Source organism: Actinoplanes xinjiangensis (assembly GCF_003148685.1).
Lineage (GTDB): Bacteria > Actinomycetota > Actinomycetes > Mycobacteriales > Micromonosporaceae > Actinoplanes > Actinoplanes xinjiangensis.
The window spans coordinates 467,311-482,992 of sequence record NZ_QGGR01000002.1 but is presented as its reverse complement, the minus strand read 5'-3'; the positions used below and the strand labels follow the sequence as shown (position 1 = coordinate 482,992).

The window sequence follows — 15,682 nt, the reverse complement described above, 5'->3', positions numbered from 1 at the left end:
GCGCTGGGAGCCAGCCGAAGAAACCCGGCTGGTCGTCACCGCTGTCTCACATGCGTTTTGGCAGCGGTGAGAGCCAGCCGAAGAAGCTCGGCTGGTTGTCACCGCTGTCTCGCGGGCGTTGAGGCAGCGGTGGGAGCCAGCCGGGGGTCAGCCGGCGACGACCCGGTCGCGGCCGGAGTGTTTGGCGGCGTAGAGGTTGCGGTCGGCGGCCGACAGCAGCGCGGAGAAGGTACTGCAGCCCTCCGGCGCCGTGGTGATGCCGATGCTCGTGGTCACCGGAAGGTTTCCGGTGATCGGCTCCCAGCCGTGCGCCCGGATCCGCAGCCGCAGCCGCTCGCAGCGGGTGGCCGCCTCCTCGGCGTCCACCCCCGGGAAGACCAGCAGGAACTCCTCGCCACCCATCCGGGCCGCGAACGCCGATCCGGGTGCCGCCTCCTCCAACAGCTCCGCGACGTGCTGGAGCACGGTGTCGCCGGTGGCGTGCGAGAGGGTGTCGTTGACCCGCTTGAAGTGGTCCAGGTCGAGGATCGCCAGCGACACGGGGCGGCATTGGGCGGCCGATTCCAGCAGCAGGGCCGGTACCCGTTCGTTGACGTACCGCCGGTTGTAGAGGCCGGTGAGCGCGTCCCGGTGCGCCATCTCGCGGAAGTGCTCGCTGGCCCGGCGGGCCTCGTTCGCCTCGAAGACCGCCTGGAGGGCGCGGGCCCGGGCGTCGCGCTGGACCGACTGGAGAGCGGTCGCGGCGGCGTGGAAGGCACGATGTTCCTCGTACGCCTCGGCGAACCGCCCGGTGTCGGCGAACAGGGCGGCCTGCTCCTGCCGGACACGGGCGCCGATCCCGGCCAGTCCGCGTTCGAGGCACACCGCCCGGGTGCCGTCCAGGGCCTGCTGTGCGGCCTCGTAGCGGCCGGCCAGCCGGCGGGCCTGGGAGAGGGTCAGCTGGCACTCGGCGACCGCGTCACCCTCGTTGGCGGCGACCAGGTCGGCCAGTACCGGGGAGAGCAGGTCCTCGACCGCGTCGTACCGGCCGCCCATCAGCTCGACCTGTGCCATCGTGTCCAGCTCGTTGGCGCTGAACCGGTATCCGGTGCGGGCCTGGAGTTCACGCATCTGCGCGACCAGCAGCCGCGCCTCGGGTTCGTCGCCGATCTCGACGGCGGTGTAGGCCATGTTGTTCAGGACCGACGACAGTCCTTCGGTGTCACCGGCCTGGGCGGCCAGTGCGAGGGCCTCGTGGGCGCGGCGTTTGCCGTCGGCGTGCGAGCCGGTGTCGTCGAGGGAGACCGAGAGCGTCATCAGGTGCCGGGCCCGGAGGCTGGGCGGCACCTCCTCGGTGAGGAAGGAGACGCTCTGGACGGCGTGGGTGAGCGCGTCGGAGAAGTCGCCCACGTGGCGGTAGAAGACCGACAGTTCCCGGTGGGCACGGGCCAGCAGGTAACGGTTCTCGTGCTCCTCGGCCCAGACGCGTACCCGGTGGGCCATCTGGCCGCCCTCGCCGGTCTGGCCCTCCCGCAGCAGCACTCCGGCCTGGAGGAGCGTGGCCCGCTGGACCATCTCCTCGGCACCCAGTTCGAGGGCGCGCTGCCGCAGCTCGCCGGCGGGCTCCCAGATGGTCCGGAACGCCGACGGTGGCCGTACCTCGAGTTCCGCCGCGGCGGCTTCCAGGGCACTGAGCTCCTGATGAGACCCGATGGGGACACGGCTCGCCATTTCCGTCGTCACTGTCCCTGCTTTCCTGTCGCCGCCGTGACGACCTACGCTCCGGTGCCCGGGTAGCTTTCCGGGTCGCGGCGGGTTGCGGGTCGGTTGCGGACGGCCGGTCACCGTGCGGTGCACACCGGCGCGGCGGCCGCGATCTCCTGCCCGTCCCGGCGTACCGCGACCGTGATGCAGTAGTCGTAGCGTTCGCTGAGGCTGTAGACGACGTAGTCGGTCGCCCCGGCGGGAAGTTCCGCGACGGTGACCGGCGGCCGGTCCGAGCGGGCCACCGTGATCAGCACCTCGCCCTTGGCGTCGCCCGGATAGTCCCACTGGAGGGACACGCTGGGCCCGTCGTCGCGGAGCCGGACGTTCTGCGGGGAACCAGGCTCAGAGGTGGCGGTCAGCGGCTGTGCCCCGGCCGGGGCCGGAACCGTGGTCGGCTGGGCCGGCGGGGTGGTCGCCCCGTCGGCGCCGGGCAGCGTCAGGATCACCACCGCGGCGGCGGCCGCGACCCCGCCGGCCAGCACCGTGGCGAGCAGCAGCGGATGCCCGGCCCGGGATCGCCCGCCCGTCCCGGTCCGTACCGGCAGCCGCCGCGAGTTCGGCGGATCGGTACGGGTGCCGGCCCGCGCCGTGCCGATCGGCAGGGGGCGGCCGTCCTCCCCGTAGTCGGGTGCCCGGTTGCCGGGTAGCGGGGGCGGGGTGTCGGCGCGGGCGTGCCGGCCGGTCGGGTCGCCGGGCAGCCGGTGCACGTCGCTGAGGTAGAGCGGCTGCTGGTAGACGGTCCCGTTGGGGTCGGTGGGCCGGTTGTCCGGCGGTGTCTCGTCGTCGAGCAGGTCCGGGTCCTCGTCGACGGGGTAGACCGTGCCGAGTGGGTCGGTGGGCCGGTCGTCGGGCGGCGGCTGACCGGGCGCGTGGGCCGGGAACGGAGCCGGGCGGGAGCCGGCCGGGTCGGTGACGGTGGGGCGGCGGGGGAACGGACGGAACGGCCGGCCGCCGGTGGAATCGTGCCGGCCGCACGTGTGAAGACCGGACGACCGTCCGGCGACCAGGGCCGTGGCCTGCCGGGCCAGTGGGTGATCGGCGGTCAGGTGGCGGGCACTGAGCTCGCCGGCCAGGGCCAGGTGCTCGGCCGACTCGGCGTCCAGGCCGCACTCGCGCTCCATCGCGCCGAGCCGGGCCAGCATCTTGATCCCGGCCGGGGCCGCGTCGCCGTGCACCCGGCGATGCCGTCGCCAGGCCCGGGACAACCGGGCCCGGGCGGTCGTGCAGTGCCCCGCGGCGTGCTCGGCGGTGGCCAGGTCGGCTTCGGCGGCCAGCACCCGTGCCGAGTCCGGCCCCTCGATCGCGGCCAGCTCGCCGACGAGGTCGTGATAGACCGACGAGGCCCGGCCGTGCTGGCCGATCCGCTGGAGCACGGCGGCGTGCATGGCGGCCGCCGCGATGGTGCGCTCGTCGCGTGAACCGTGCAGGCGCTCCTCGGCCGAGTGCGCGAAGGCGGCCCAGAGCCGTGCCGACTCCGGGTCGCCGAGGGCGATCAGGACCCGGGCGTGCAGGGCGGCGGCGACGGCGAGGTCGGCGGTGGCGCGGCGGGGATCGGCGTCGGCGGTACGCAGCACGTCGTCCAGCACCGCACGGGCGCCCGCGAGATCACCGGCCGACGACAGGGTCTGCGCCTGGGCGGTGAGTTCGGCGAGCGGAGGGGGCATGTATCCCATAGTGCTCATGCCGACACCCTGGGTACAAGTTTCCGGTACCGAAGTGGACGGGTGTAGAAACACGGTGTGTCCCCGATCGCGACCGTCAAACGTGAACTCCTCATCCGCCACCTGCAGGCCTGGGCGGCCGGTGCGCTGCATCACGCCCGGCGTGCCACCTATGTGCACGGCTATGCCGACGGCGACGGTGGGGAGGCGGCCGAGGCGGCCGTGCGGGTCCTGGCCGATCTGCCCGGCCTGGCCCGCGGCCGGGAACTCTCCATGGTGGCGATCGGCGGCGACGTCGGCGAGGTGGGGCGGCGGATCGGCGTGGCCCAGCGGGAGGCGGGTGCGGCGGCCGGGCTGACGGTCCTCCCGGTCGGCGGCGGGACGGACGAGCGGCTTCCGGTCGCGCTGAGGGCGGCGGGCGCCGTACGCGTACCGCTGATGGGTTTTCTCGATGCGACGAGCGCGGGGGAGCCGCCCGCGGTGACCACCGTCGCGGCGATCGCGGCCGGGAAACCGGCCGAGGTGCTGCTGGTGCTGCCGCCCGGCAGCCCGGTCGACCCCTATCGGGGTCTGGGTTTTCCGTTGCTCACGGCCGCCGAGCTGGCGACCGGGCCGGAACCCGGCGAGGTGGTGGCCTTCGCCACCACCTCGGGGAAGAGTCTGGAGAGCTTCAAGGAGGCGCTGTGGGCGGTCGACGAGTTCGCGGGGGTACGGCTACGTGACCCCGGCGACCCGGAACGGCATCTCATCGACATCTCGCTGAGCCCGCATCCCGGCCCGTTGCGGCGGGAGCTGCTCGCGCATCTGGAGAAGGTGGGCGAGGCGACGGTGACCGAGTTGCGCACTTTCGCGCTCACCGAAACCGTCTACCGTGCCGCCGACGCCACCCGGGTCCTGCACACGCTGATCGACAGTGGTGCCGTCGCCCGCGAGCCGGCGCATGGCCGGCTCGGCGGCGACGTCATGATCCGCCTCTAGCGGGAGCGGTTCTTGTCCTGCTTCCAGGACAGCGGGCCGGGCAGGTCCACCCGGTGCGCGCGGGTCTTGGAGTTCCAGGACCAGCGACCGATCTTCAGGCTCCACGACGAGTAGCCGTTCTCGGTGAAGTTCAGGACCAGCGGACCGATCTTCTTCCGGCTGCGGTAGACGATGCCCATCGGAACCTCTCCCATCTCGTTTCTGATGGTCGAGACGATGCCCGATCGCGCCGATTCACAAACGTCAGCGTGGTTGCCACGCGTCCGGGCGGGTGGTCAGCTTGCGCACGTGGGCCGGCATCCGCCCGCTGATCAGCTCGGCGAGACTCACCTCGTCGACCACCTCACGGACCGCGGCCCGCACCGCCACCCACAGGTTCGGCAGGTTCTCGGCGGCCCCGGTGTACTGAGTCTCCTCCGGACGGAGGCCGCGCACACCGGCCAGTGGACCGTCGACGGCCCGCAGGATCTGGCCGATGGTCACGTCGCGGGGTGGGTGCGACAGTGTGTAGCCCCCCTCGGCGCCACGCTGCGCCCGGACCACGCCGGCACGGCGCAGGTCGGCGAGCACTGCCTCGAGGAATTTCCGGGGCATCTCTTGTTCTTGGGCAATGGCCTGGGCGGACATCAGTGCGGGGTAGGCCTGCGCCAAACTGAGGGCGGCCCGGACCGCGTAGTCACCGCGCGCGGAGATCTGCACGTGACTATCATGCCCCGCCCGCGCATCCCGGATGCACATACCCCAGGGAGTTGTGGGAATTAACCGTCAGTCAGTGGGGCGTCGCTGACCGGGAATGCCGCCGTCGGACCCGGCCGCGTACCGCCCGCGGAACTGTCCCGGGCTCAGCCCGGTCTCCCGGTGGAAGAACCGGCCGAAGTTCGTCGGCTCGCCGAAACCCAGGATCCGGCCGACCTCGGCGACCGACAGCGGTGTCGCGGCGAGCAGCCGCCGGGCCTGTAGCGCGACCCGGTCGTCGACCACCTGCTTGGCGGTACGGCCGGTCAGCGCGAGGCTGGCCCGGGTCAGGGTACGCACCGAACAGCCCAGCTCAGCCGCGTAGTCCTCGACCCGCCGGGTGTGCGGGTAGCCCTCCTCCAGCCGGCGCTGGAACCGCTCGAAGGTCCGGCCCTCGACGTGACCGGCCGGATCGACGGGGGGCTCCAGAGCCCGCAGACGCAGCAGCACCGCGGCCAGCTGATGGCGCAGCAGGGCGGCGGCGATCGGGTCGGGGGTGCCGGCGGCGTCCGCGGTCAGATGGGCGAAGGCGGCCCGGAGTACGTCCGGGGCGGGCAGGGCCAGCGGTCGCGCGGCCGGCCCGGCCGGATCGTCCGGCGCGAGACCGGGCAGCTCCTCCGGTCCGAACAGGCCGCTGCGGAAGAGGATCGTGGCCGTCTCGCCGGGTGGTTCGCCGCATCGCACCGCCTGCCCCGGACGGATCCAGAGCACCGTCCCCGGCCCGCAGCGGTGTTCGGTGAAGTCCACCTCGGCGACCAGGGAATCGGTGACGGTGAGTACGAGGGCGTGACCGTCCAGCAGGGCGGTGGCGGCACCGGGCGCCACCGGCAGGACGCAGCCACCGATCCCCGACCAGTCCGGTGGAAGGCGGGTGGGTGCCGGCTCGGTGTGTTGAATGAGTGCTGACATCGCGCCTGACGGTAGTCGTCGATGGGTGCTTCCGCATCCACTAGCGCACCGACTGAGGTAAATGTCCGATTTAAGGCTCGGTATTCGCTATACGTCCGATTCCGATTCCTTTTCGGAGATCGATTATTTTTCCGGCTATAAAGGGCGACCCGCACGGACCGGCAGTGTCCGTGCGGGTCGCCCTGACTCGCTGATGTCGCCGGCTACTAGCGTCCCGCCAGTAGCCGGTTGACCGCCGCGTCGACGTCCAGATGGTCGGATTCGCGTCCGCGGGGCACCACCACATAGGTGCGCCGCAGGAAGCGGACCAGGACGCTGCGCGGCACCTCGAACAGCGCGTTCCCGTCGGGAGACGACAGGGCCAGGGCGACGAAATCGCCCCGCGGCGTGGCCCACGGCCACACCCGGACGTCGCCGATCCCGGCCGGCTCGTCGAGCCCGGTCACGAGGAGTTCCCGCGCGAAGGACCAGCTCACGGCTTCCCCACCGGCTGATTCTGCGTGGAACAACACGTGAACCGCATACGGGTCGGCTGGGTCGTACCGCAGACTGGCGCGTACCGGCAGTGCCGTCGCGTCAGGCGCTACGAGCCGCAGCGAGGTTTCGACCTCGACGGTCGTTGGACGAATGGTACTCATGGACGAACTCCCCCCGGCACCGCTGCGAGGCTGGTGAACCCCGCGGTTCCCATACTCAGGTGATCCTTGTAGTTACGCTCCGCCATACGCTGATCTCACCCAGTAGTGGGAAGGCGGTTCCGAAAACCCTTCCGCGCAGGACGTAAAGCGATATCTTGTCCTGTTCTGCCCATGTACTCGGTTCCGCCCGGCGTCAGTGGTCCAGCAGTTGACTTACTCCGGTAACGTCCATTCCTCCCGGGTAGTGACGGGGCCCCCGGACACTGGGGGATGAAATGAACCTAAAACCGGACGGCAGGGTTCTCAGACGTGCGTGTGCTTGACCGTATTCGGTCCAACTCGACCGGCCGCCTCGCTCTCAAGATCGGCGTCGGCATCGTCGGCGGTCTGGTGGTCGCCGTAGGCATCATCCTGATCCCGTTCCCCGGCCCCGGCTGGGCGATCGTGATCCTCGGCCTCGCCATCCTGGCGGTCGAGTTCCACTGGGCCCGGGGCGTGCTCGCCTTCACCAAGCGTCACGTCCAGGGCTGGACCCATTGGATCGGCCGCCAGTCGCTGCCGCTGCGGGCCCTGATCGGCCTGGTCGGCATGGTCTTCATCAGTGCGGTCGTGTGGACCAGCTTCAAGGTCAGCATGGACATCGACCTGGTCCAGGTCAGTCTGGACTGGTTGCGGGCCCGGTGACCCCCTGGTTCGCAAACCGGTCCGGTCGTCTAGTAGAGTTCCTTCTCGTTGAGGGCGATTAGCTCAGCGGGAGAGCGCTCCGTTCACACCGGAGAGGTCACTGGTTCGATCCCAGTATCGCCCACAAGTACTTTGAGCTGCGTAAAGGCCTGCCGTGATGATCCATTGCGGTGGGCCTTTTGTCATGGTTATGGGAGCAGGTCGAGCCGACCGGCCCTGGATCAGGGTTGGTTCGCTTCCTGCCTGACCACTACCAGGTCGCGAAGGAACTCACCCGACAGGCGATGCCGGTCATCGCGGCCGCGCAGAGCCTCACCGTCGACGATCTGAAACTGATCGGCGCGGACGGCCTGCCCGGCCGCCGGCCCGCCCATCGACGAGGCGAACCGCGGTCATTCCCATGTCGGCCCGAGCGCGACGATGACGTGTCTACCGCCCAGAGGTGCCGCCCGTCCGGACCTCGGACCTGTTGCCGGCCGCTCCTATCCGGAACGCTTTGATTTCGGTGACTACTGCCGCATCCGTCAGAATTGTGACATTGATGATCATGCCGATGCGGCGGCTGCCAGGATGACGGCGTGAGATTCGGTCTGCTCGGTCCGCTGCTCATCGAGATCGACGGCACGGCTGTGGTGATGAGCTCGGGGCGGCAGCGGACGTTGCTCGCTGCCCTCCTGCTGCGCACCGATCAGGTGGTGTCAGCCGACAGTCTGATCCGTGCGGCGTGGGACGACGACGCGCCCTCCAACGCCCGGGCCACGCTGCAGACTCACATGGCCCGGCTGCGCCGTACCCTCGTCGACCACGGCGCTCCAGGCGACCTGGTCGTCACCCAGCCGCCCGGCTACCTGATCCGGGCGGGGTCGAGCGAAGCGGTCGACGTCGCCCGGTTCGAGCGGCTGCTCGACGAAGCCCGACAGGCGCAGACGCGCGACGATCCGGCGGCGTGGGCCGAGCTGCTCACCCGCGCGCTCGACCTCTGGCGCGGCCCGGCGCTGGCCGACATCCCGTCTGAGGTCCTGCAGCGGGAGGTGGGTGTCCGGCTTTCCGAACGCCGGCTCAGCGCGCTGGAGCAGCGCATCGACGCCGACCTGCGTCTGGGCCGGCACGCGGCCGTCGTCGGTGAGCTGCGAACGGTCACCGCCGAGCATCCGCTGCGCGAGCGGTTCTGGGCACAACTGATGCTGGCCCAGGCGGGTAGTGGTCAGCAGGCGGCCGCGCTGGAGGCGCACGCCGAGATCCGCCGCCGGCTGAACGAGGAGCTGGGTGTCGAGCCCGGCGCCGACATCCAGGCCGCACATCGGCAGGTGTTACGGCCGCAGGCCCAGGTCCGGCCGGTTCGGGCGCCGTCGGGTCCGGCGCACCCCCCGCCCGCGCAGCTGCCGTCCGACGCCGCGGCGTTCACCGGCCGGGCCGGTTACCTGTCCCGGCTCGACTCCGTGCGCGACCAGCAGACCACCGGCGTTCCGATCGTGACGATCACCGGCACGCCCGGCGTCGGGAAGACGGCCCTGGCCGTGCACTGGGCACACCGGGTCCGGGAACACTTCCCCGACGGGCAGGTCTACGTCAACCTGCGCGGCTACGCGTCGGCCGCGCCGGTGCAGCCCGCCGAGGCGCTGGCCCAGTTCCTGCGCGCGCTCGGGGTACCGCCCGAGCGGGTGCCCTCCGACCCGGACGAGGCGGCCGGGCTCTACCGCTCGACCCTGACCGGCAAGCGGTTGCTCGTGGTGCTGGACAACGCCGCGACCGTCGACCAGGTACGCCCGCTGATCCCGGGCAGTCCCGGCTGCTTCGTCCTGGTGACCAGCCGGGACCGGCTCTCCGGCCTGACCGCCCGGGACGGCGCGCGCCGGGTGACCCTGGACACGCTGGAACCTGCGGAGGCCCGCGAGTTGCTGGCCCGGATCGCCGGGGCCGACCGGATCGCGGCTGAGCCGGCCGCCGCCGACGAACTGGCCGCCGCCTGCGGGTATCTCCCGTTGGCGGTGGGCATCGTCGCCGCCACGCTCACCGACCAGCCACACCGCCGCATCGCCGAACTGGTCGGCGCCCTGACGACCGGTGACCGTCTGGACGCCATGGAGATCGACGGCGACGAGCAGAGTGCCGTACGAGCGACGTTCCGGCTGTCCGACGCGGCACTACCGTCCGCGGCCCGCCGGTTGTTCTACCTGCTCGGGGTGATTCCCGGCACGGATTTCACGGTCGACGCCGCGGCGGCGGTGGCGGAGCTGGCACCCGCGCGGGCTGAGTCGCTGCTGAACCTGCTCGTCGCGGCGCATCTCGTCCAGCGGTCCGCGGCGGGCCGGCACACCTTCCACGACCTGCTGCGCCTCTACGCCGCCGAGCGGGCCCGTGCCGACCACGGTGACGACGGGGTACGCGCGGCGATCCGGCGGTTGCTGGACTGGCAGCTGCGACTCGCCGACGCCGCCGCGACCGCTGCGTACAACAGCAAACTGCGGGTCCGGCTGCCGGCGGCCGACGCGCTGCCCGGAGGTTTCGCAGACAGCGCCGAGGCTCTGAGCCGGCTGGACGACGAACGAGCCAACCTCGCACTCGCGGTGCAGTACGCGGCGGCACACGGTCCGTACGCGCACGCCTGGATGCTCGCCGACATCCTGCGTGGCTACTACTTCTTCCGGCGGCTGCGGATCGACTGGCTGACCACCGCGCGGGCCGGACTGGCGGCCGCGGTCGCCGCCGGCGATGCGCGCGGCCAGGCCGCCGCGTGGTTGAGCACCGGGGACGCCGAGATGCGTTTCGGCACCTCCGAACGCGCCGTGGCCGACCTCACCCAGGCGTTGTCCTGGTCGGTCCGGGCCGGCTGGCCGGAGGGCGAGGCGAACGTGGTCACCATGCTGGGCAATGTGTACCTGCAGCTCGGGCAGGCCGAACAGGCCACCACGCACACGGTCCGCGCGGTCGAACTCGCCGAGCAGAGCGGCCGGGTCGTGGGCCACGCGGCCGCGCTGGGGAACCTCGGCAATCTGCTGCGCGACCTGGGCCGGCTCAGCGAGGCGGCCGACTGCCAACAACGGGCGCTCGCCCTCAACCGGCAGACCGGCTCGGTCTTCGGGGAGTCCCTGGCGCTGGCCAACCTCGGCGAGGTCTACCGCGGAATGGGCCGTACCGGTCCGGCGCTGGAGCACCTCACCGAAGCGATGCGTCTGCACCGTGCCCTCGGTGACGACGGCGGCGCAGCCGAGACCCAGCACATGCTCGCAGCGCTGTACGTCGATCTCGGCCGTCCCGTGGAGGCGCTCGCCCACGCCCGGGCCTCTCTGAAATTCGCCCACGACGCCGGCGAAGCCCGAAGCGAGGCGTACGCCGCCCAGGCGCTCGGCACCGTGCACCACGCGGCCGGGCGCTGGCAGCAGGCAGCCGACCTGTACCGGCGGGTCGTCGCGGTGCCGCCCGGTCTCGGCGACCGCTATCCCGCGGTGGAGGCGCGGATCGGTCTGGCGCTCGCGTGCCGGCGGCTCGGGTTCGGCGCCGAAGCGGTCGCCCATGCCGAGCAGGCGATCACCGAGGCCGACGGATACGGCTTCCGGCTGCTCGCCGACCGGGCGCGGGCGGCGCTGTCCACCGTCAGCGGCGAGGACCCGAGCACACCAGCCGGCGACGCGGACCACACCGCGTCCGGGCCGGCGCTCTGACCGGCCGCGTCCGGGCCGGCACCCAGTGCCGGGCGATCACGACTGACGCGTAAGCGCCGCGACAGCGCTACGAAAGCCGGCACACGGCCGCGCCCGACATCGCCGACAAGGACTCGTCCTGGTACAACCGCAAGGGCGCGCCCGCGCACATCGGATCGATCGAAATCGGCGCCGTTCTAACGGTCGTTTCAGGTTCGCTCGGTAGGAAGTGGGCGCCGCCGGGCGAAGCGGGTATCGGCTGCGCCGGCATGGCCGACCGCGCCGCGCTCTACGGCGGCACGATCAGCGCCGGCCCTCACCGGACGGCGACGGGACCATCCATTCGACCGGAAAGGAGGCCATTCATGATCTCCGTGCTCGTGGTGGACGCCCAGCCGCTGCAGCGTTTCGGGTTTCGCATGCTGTTGGAGAGCGCCCCCGACACCGAGATCGTCGGGGAGGCCGCGAACGGTGCCGAGGCCGTTCGGCGGATCACCGAGCTGCGTCCCGACGTGGTGCTGATGGACATCCGCATGCCGGGCGTCGACGGGATCGAGGCCACCCGGCGCATCGTCGCAGCCGGTGGGCGTTCGCGGATCCTGGTGCTGACGACGTTCGACGTGGGACGGTACGCGTTCGCCGCGCTGCGGGCCGGGGCCAGCGGTTTCCTGCTCAAGGACATCCGCCCGGAGGAGTTGCTCGCCGGCATCCGGGCCGTCGCCGCCGGCGACGCGGTGATCGCGCCGGCGCTGACCCGGCGGCTGCTCGACGCGTTCGCCGACCGGCTCGACGACGACCTCTGCGGGCCCGTGCGGGAGGATCCCCGGCTGCGCTTCCTGACCGGCCGTGAGCGGGAGGTCCTCGTCGCCATCGGCCATGGCCTCACCAACGGCGAGATCGCGCAACGGTTCACGCTGTCGGAGTCGACGGTGAAGACCCACGTCGGGCGGGTCCTCGCCAAGATCGGCGCACGGGACCGGATCCAGGCCGTCATCCTCGCCTACGACCTGAGACTCACCCGGCCGGTTTAGCAGTGCTTCCTCAGGACTTGCGGGGGGAGACCGTCATGATGCCGGTGCACATCTCGTCGCTGGTGCCGTCACCCCACACCACGTAGCGGGGCGGCAGCTTCTTCAGCTGCGGCACCCGTTTGCGCAGCCCCGCGTCGTGCGTACACGTCACCCGCAGCGTGTCTCCCGGACCGACCTCCACCGGTGACGGCAGCTTCATCAACCGCTGGTTGTCGAAGTCAAACCGCGGCACGTCCAGGACGACCATGGCCTTCGGCGTGCCCGGGTTGAGTTCGACCTTCAAGGCCCGTCCGAGCATGTGCATGTGGCCGAAACCGGCGAACAGCGTCATCGGCGCCTCCACCTCGTGATCGCAGGTCTGGGTGTCACCGGGCTTCGGCCCGCCCCGGCCGCACTCCTCCACCTGACGGTCCGCCATTTCGCCGACGTCCGGCCCGAACCGCTTCGTCACGTCCGCGATCGAGGCCGCCCGGTCACAGAGCGGACCCGACTCGTCGGCGGCGCAGGGCAGGTCGGTCGGCGCGTCGACCGACCACGTCTCGAGTTCCCGGGTCTGCGCAGTGCCGTCCGTCAGCCGCAGCCGCACCGCCGAGCGGTCCGGCCCGGCTGGCTTGCCGTCGGTCGCGAGCAGGTTGTAGTGGATCTGGAGGACGACCAGGCTGCCCGGCTCCAGCCGGTAGCCGGCGTCCTGGTCGAGCAGCGTCTCCGTGGCGCCCGGCGCCCAGGTGTCCACCCACGCCGCGTCCCCCTCTTCGACCTCGGCGCCGGCCACGCCGGTCCCGCCGAAACACTGCCAGCCGAGACCAGGGGTCTTCGCGTCCTGCCTGCGCACCGCGGCAGCGCCGCCCGGCGGCACCGCGTACACGATGGCGTGGTGCGCGATGGCGACGTTCTCCGGCGCGAATTGGGTCCCGGTCAGGAACGCCGTCCTGGTCAGGCCCGGATCGATCACCTGGCACCGGTACTCGTCCGAGCCGCCGCCCTCGGGCGGCGCGGGCGTGTAGGCCTCGGCCATTCTCAGGTCGGCGAACCGCTCGCCGGCGCGCAGCGGCTGTGGTGGAGCTGACGACCCGCCGGCGTGGGCGCTGTGCGGGCCGGCCGCCGGGGGCGCCGCACTGTTGTCGGCGTCCGACACGCAGGCGGCGACAGCGAACGCCGTCACCAGCGCCATGGTGCCCGCCCCGAGTTTCCACAGTGGCCCATCAGGTTTCGTCATGGCTCGAAAGCTAGGTCCGATTCCGTCCCGTTTCGTCGTACCGCGGTCGTGATTCTCGTGAGTGCGGCGGTACCGCGGTACCGCTCTCCGGAGCGCCGTATTAACGGTCGTCTCAGATTCGCTCGGTACGAATTCGGCCTCAGATGAGCGACGTGACTCGTATGTAGGAGGCTATTGATGGCAGTCAACGCAGCGCCGCCCAGGCAAGCGCCGCCCGGTCGGCTGGCAGGCCGGTGGGTGCCGTGGTTGGTGATCGGCTTGTGGATGGCGCTGGCCGCGGTCATGGTGCCGTTGAGCGGAAAGTTGAGCTCGGTCACCACCGACAGAGCCGTGGACACCCTGCCGGCCGATGCCGAGTCCACCAAGGTGGCGGTCCTGGAGGACAGCCTCCCCGGCGGTGAGGACAACACGTTCGTCTTCGTGTACCACCGCGCCGGCGGCATGACCGACGCCGACCGCGCGACGGTCGAGCGCCACTACGACGCCCTCGCCGGGCGGTACCCGCCGAAGGCGGCGGCCGGCGAGGACGACGAGGGCCCGGCGACGAGACCCTCCACCGACGGCAAGGCGATGATGTTCACCCTCGACGTGAGCACGACCTACGGTGCACCGGAGGCCCTCGTCGGCCCGTTGCGTGACGCCGCGAAAGACCGCCCCGCCGGCCTGGAACTCGAAGTGACCGGCCCGGCCGCGGTCGACGGTGACATGGACGCCGTCTTCGACGGCATCGACCTGCAGGTCTTCCTCACCACCGTCATCGTCGTCACGGTCCTGCTCGTCCTCACGTACCGCAGCCCGGTGTTGTGGTTCATCCCGCTCGTGGTCGTCGGCGCGGCCGCACTGACCGCGATGGCGACCGTCTACCTGCTCGTCAAGGGCTTCGGCATCGTCGTCAACGACCAGAACTCGGCGCTGCTGACGATCCTGGTGTTCGGCGTCGGCACGGACTACGCGCTGCTGCTCATCGCTCGATATCGGGAGACCCTGCACCACCACGAGAACGTCCGGGTCGCGATGGTCCACGCGCTGCGCGGCGCGGCGCCGGCCATCGTCGCGTCCGCGGCCACCGTGGTCGCCGGCCTGCTCTGCCTGCTCGTCGCGGACCTGAACAGCACCAGCGGTTTGGGCCCGATCGGTGCGGCCGGCATCCTGTGCGCGCTGGTGGCCATGCTGACGCTGTTCCCGGCGGTGCTCGTGGTGCTCGGCAGGCGGATCTTCTGGCCGGCCATCCCCCGGTTCAGTGCGGCCGTGGAGGAGGCGAAGCCGGGGCTGTGGGGACGGCTCGGCTCCACCATCAGCCGCCGTCGATGGGTGGCGACGCTCGGCTCGCTCGGAATACTCGGCGTGCTCGCGATCGGGCTGGCCGGCAACACCGGCGCCCTGCGGGAGCAGGACCAGTTCCTGTCCGCACCGGAGTCGGTCACCGGCTTCACCGTGCTCCGCCAGCACTTCCCGGAGCTCGGCGGTCAGCCGATGACGGTCTTCACCCGGCCGGCGTACCAGGAGCGGGTGCTCGACATCGTCGAGGGCACTCCCGGTGTGGCCGTGGCCGTCCCCGGTCAGACCAGCGGTGGCTGGGCCGACATCTCCGTGTTCCCGACGGACGCGCCGGACACCGTCGCGGAGTACGACACGATCAAGCGGGTACGCACCGCCGTGCACGCGGTGAGCGGGGCGGAGGCGATCGTCGGCGGGCCGAGCGCGGAGAACCTCGACACCGAGGTCACCACCAGGCGCGACGAGAAGGTGGTGATCCCGCTGGTGCTCGCCGTCGTCCTGATCGTCCTCGCGCTGCTGCTGCGCGCGATCGTGGCCCCGCTGGTCCTGATGGCCACCGTGATCGTCTCGTTCGCCGCGGCCTTCGGCGGGAGCGTGTTCATCTTCGACACGATCCTCGGGTTCAAGGGTGTCGACTATTCGGTGCCGCTGCTGGCATTCCTGTTCCTGGTGGCGCTCGGCGTCGACTACAACATCTTCCTGGCCAGCCGGGCCCGGGAGGAGACCGTACGGCTCGGCACCAGAGAGGGCATGCTGAAAGCCCTGTCCGCCACGGGTGGCGTCATCACCTCGGCAGGTCTGGTCCTGGCGGCCACGTTCGCGGTCCTCACCACGCTTCCGCTGGTGATGCTGATCGAGGTCGGCTTCCTGGTCGCCTTCGGTGTGCTGCTCGACGCCCTGCTGGTGCGGTCGGTCCTGGTGCCCGCCCTCACCCTGCTGATCGGTCGGCGGATGTGGTGGCCGAGCCGGCTGTCCCGACCGGTCGAGCTTCCGGATGGTCAACGGCCGCTCGTGGACGATCAGGAGCCCGCGCTGCAACGGTGAGTGCGGCGGCACGTACGAGATCCGGGACGGGGACCCAGACCCGTCCCGGATCCTTTCATCGGCCCGGTGGCCGCTGCCCTCCGGTCCCGCGCCTCGCGCCAGGGCCGGTGCACCGCGGGTG

The 15,682-nt window shown here is 71.4% G+C and carries 12 protein-coding genes and 1 tRNA gene; 6 read left to right on the top strand and 7 right to left on the bottom strand.

Annotated elements, in window-relative coordinates; genetic code table 11:
- Window positions 1–147: 147 nt before the first annotated feature.
- Together BC793_RS05625 and BC793_RS49475 are read right to left on the bottom strand one after the other, a co-directional pair.
- Window positions 148–1,710 carry a GGDEF domain-containing protein gene (locus BC793_RS05625; protein WP_109589853.1) on the bottom strand — a complete coding sequence of 521 codons (1,563 nt, stop codon included), beginning with the start codon at window positions 1,708–1,710 and terminating at the stop codon, window positions 148–150.
- Between the two features lie 110 nt (window positions 1,711–1,820).
- Entirely contained in the window at window positions 1,821–3,428 is a 1,608-nt protein-coding gene (locus BC793_RS49475) for a fibronectin type III domain-containing protein (protein WP_158319201.1), read from the bottom strand.
- A 57-nt stretch (window positions 3,429–3,485) separates the two neighbouring features.
- Between BC793_RS49475 and BC793_RS05615 the strand changes: the two genes are divergently transcribed.
- Window positions 3,486–4,385 (top strand): hypothetical protein, encoded by a 900-nt coding sequence (locus BC793_RS05615; protein WP_109589849.1) that lies wholly within the window; start codon window positions 3,486–3,488, stop codon window positions 4,383–4,385.
- Here BC793_RS05615 and BC793_RS05610 read toward each other — a convergent pair.
- The 4 genes from BC793_RS05610 to BC793_RS05595 form a co-directional block, all read right to left on the bottom strand.
- On the bottom strand, window positions 4,382–4,564 hold the full coding sequence (locus BC793_RS05610; RefSeq protein WP_109589847.1) for a DUF4236 domain-containing protein: 183 nt from the start codon (window positions 4,562–4,564) through the stop codon (window positions 4,382–4,384). The two genes, BC793_RS05615 and BC793_RS05610, sit on opposite strands and share 4 nt — an antisense overlap.
- A gap of 64 nt (window positions 4,565–4,628) precedes the next feature.
- On the bottom strand, window positions 4,629–5,084 hold the full coding sequence (locus BC793_RS05605; RefSeq protein ID WP_109589845.1) for an RrF2 family transcriptional regulator: 456 nt from the start codon (window positions 5,082–5,084) through the stop codon (window positions 4,629–4,631).
- Between the two features lie 66 nt (window positions 5,085–5,150).
- Window positions 5,151–6,029: a helix-turn-helix domain-containing protein gene (locus BC793_RS05600; RefSeq protein ID WP_109589843.1), complete on the bottom strand. Its 879-nt coding sequence runs from the start codon at window positions 6,027–6,029 to the stop codon at window positions 5,151–5,153.
- 206 nt (window positions 6,030–6,235) lie between these two features.
- Window positions 6,236–6,667: an SsgA family sporulation/cell division regulator gene (locus BC793_RS05595; protein WP_014446635.1), complete on the bottom strand. Its 432-nt coding sequence runs from the start codon at window positions 6,665–6,667 to the stop codon at window positions 6,236–6,238.
- A gap of 309 nt (window positions 6,668–6,976) precedes the next feature.
- On the opposite strand from BC793_RS05595, the gene BC793_RS05590 reads away from it, so the two are divergent.
- From BC793_RS05590 to BC793_RS05575, 4 genes are all read left to right on the top strand, one after another.
- Window positions 6,977–7,351: a TIGR02611 family protein gene (locus tag BC793_RS05590; RefSeq protein ID WP_109589841.1), complete on the top strand. Its 375-nt coding sequence runs from the start codon at window positions 6,977–6,979 to the stop codon at window positions 7,349–7,351.
- Window positions 7,352–7,403: 52 nt separating this feature from the next.
- Window positions 7,404–7,475: transfer RNA gene (locus tag BC793_RS05585), tRNA-Val, on the top strand.
- Window positions 7,476–7,929: 454 nt separating this feature from the next.
- A complete protein-coding gene (locus BC793_RS05580) occupies window positions 7,930–11,013 on the top strand; it encodes an AfsR/SARP family transcriptional regulator (RefSeq protein WP_109589839.1) in 3,084 nt (1,027 codons plus the stop codon).
- 344 nt (window positions 11,014–11,357) lie between these two features.
- Complete coding sequence (locus tag BC793_RS05575; RefSeq protein WP_109589837.1) at window positions 11,358–12,023, top strand: response regulator; 666 nt, start codon at window positions 11,358–11,360, stop codon at window positions 12,021–12,023.
- Between the two features lie 10 nt (window positions 12,024–12,033).
- Here BC793_RS05575 and BC793_RS05570 read toward each other — a convergent pair whose 3' ends face one another.
- The gene (locus tag BC793_RS05570) at window positions 12,034–13,239 is read right to left on the bottom strand and encodes a monooxygenase (protein ID WP_239169652.1); all 1,206 of its coding nucleotides are present in this window, start codon (window positions 13,237–13,239) and stop codon (window positions 12,034–12,036) included.
- 249 nt (window positions 13,240–13,488) lie between these two features.
- Here BC793_RS05570 and BC793_RS05565 point away from each other — a divergent pair, with 249 nt between their 5' ends.
- The gene (locus BC793_RS05565) at window positions 13,489–15,561 is read left to right on the top strand and encodes an MMPL family transporter (RefSeq protein WP_239169673.1); all 2,073 of its coding nucleotides are present in this window, start codon (window positions 13,489–13,491) and stop codon (window positions 15,559–15,561) included.
- Window positions 15,562–15,682 lie beyond the last annotated feature (121 nt).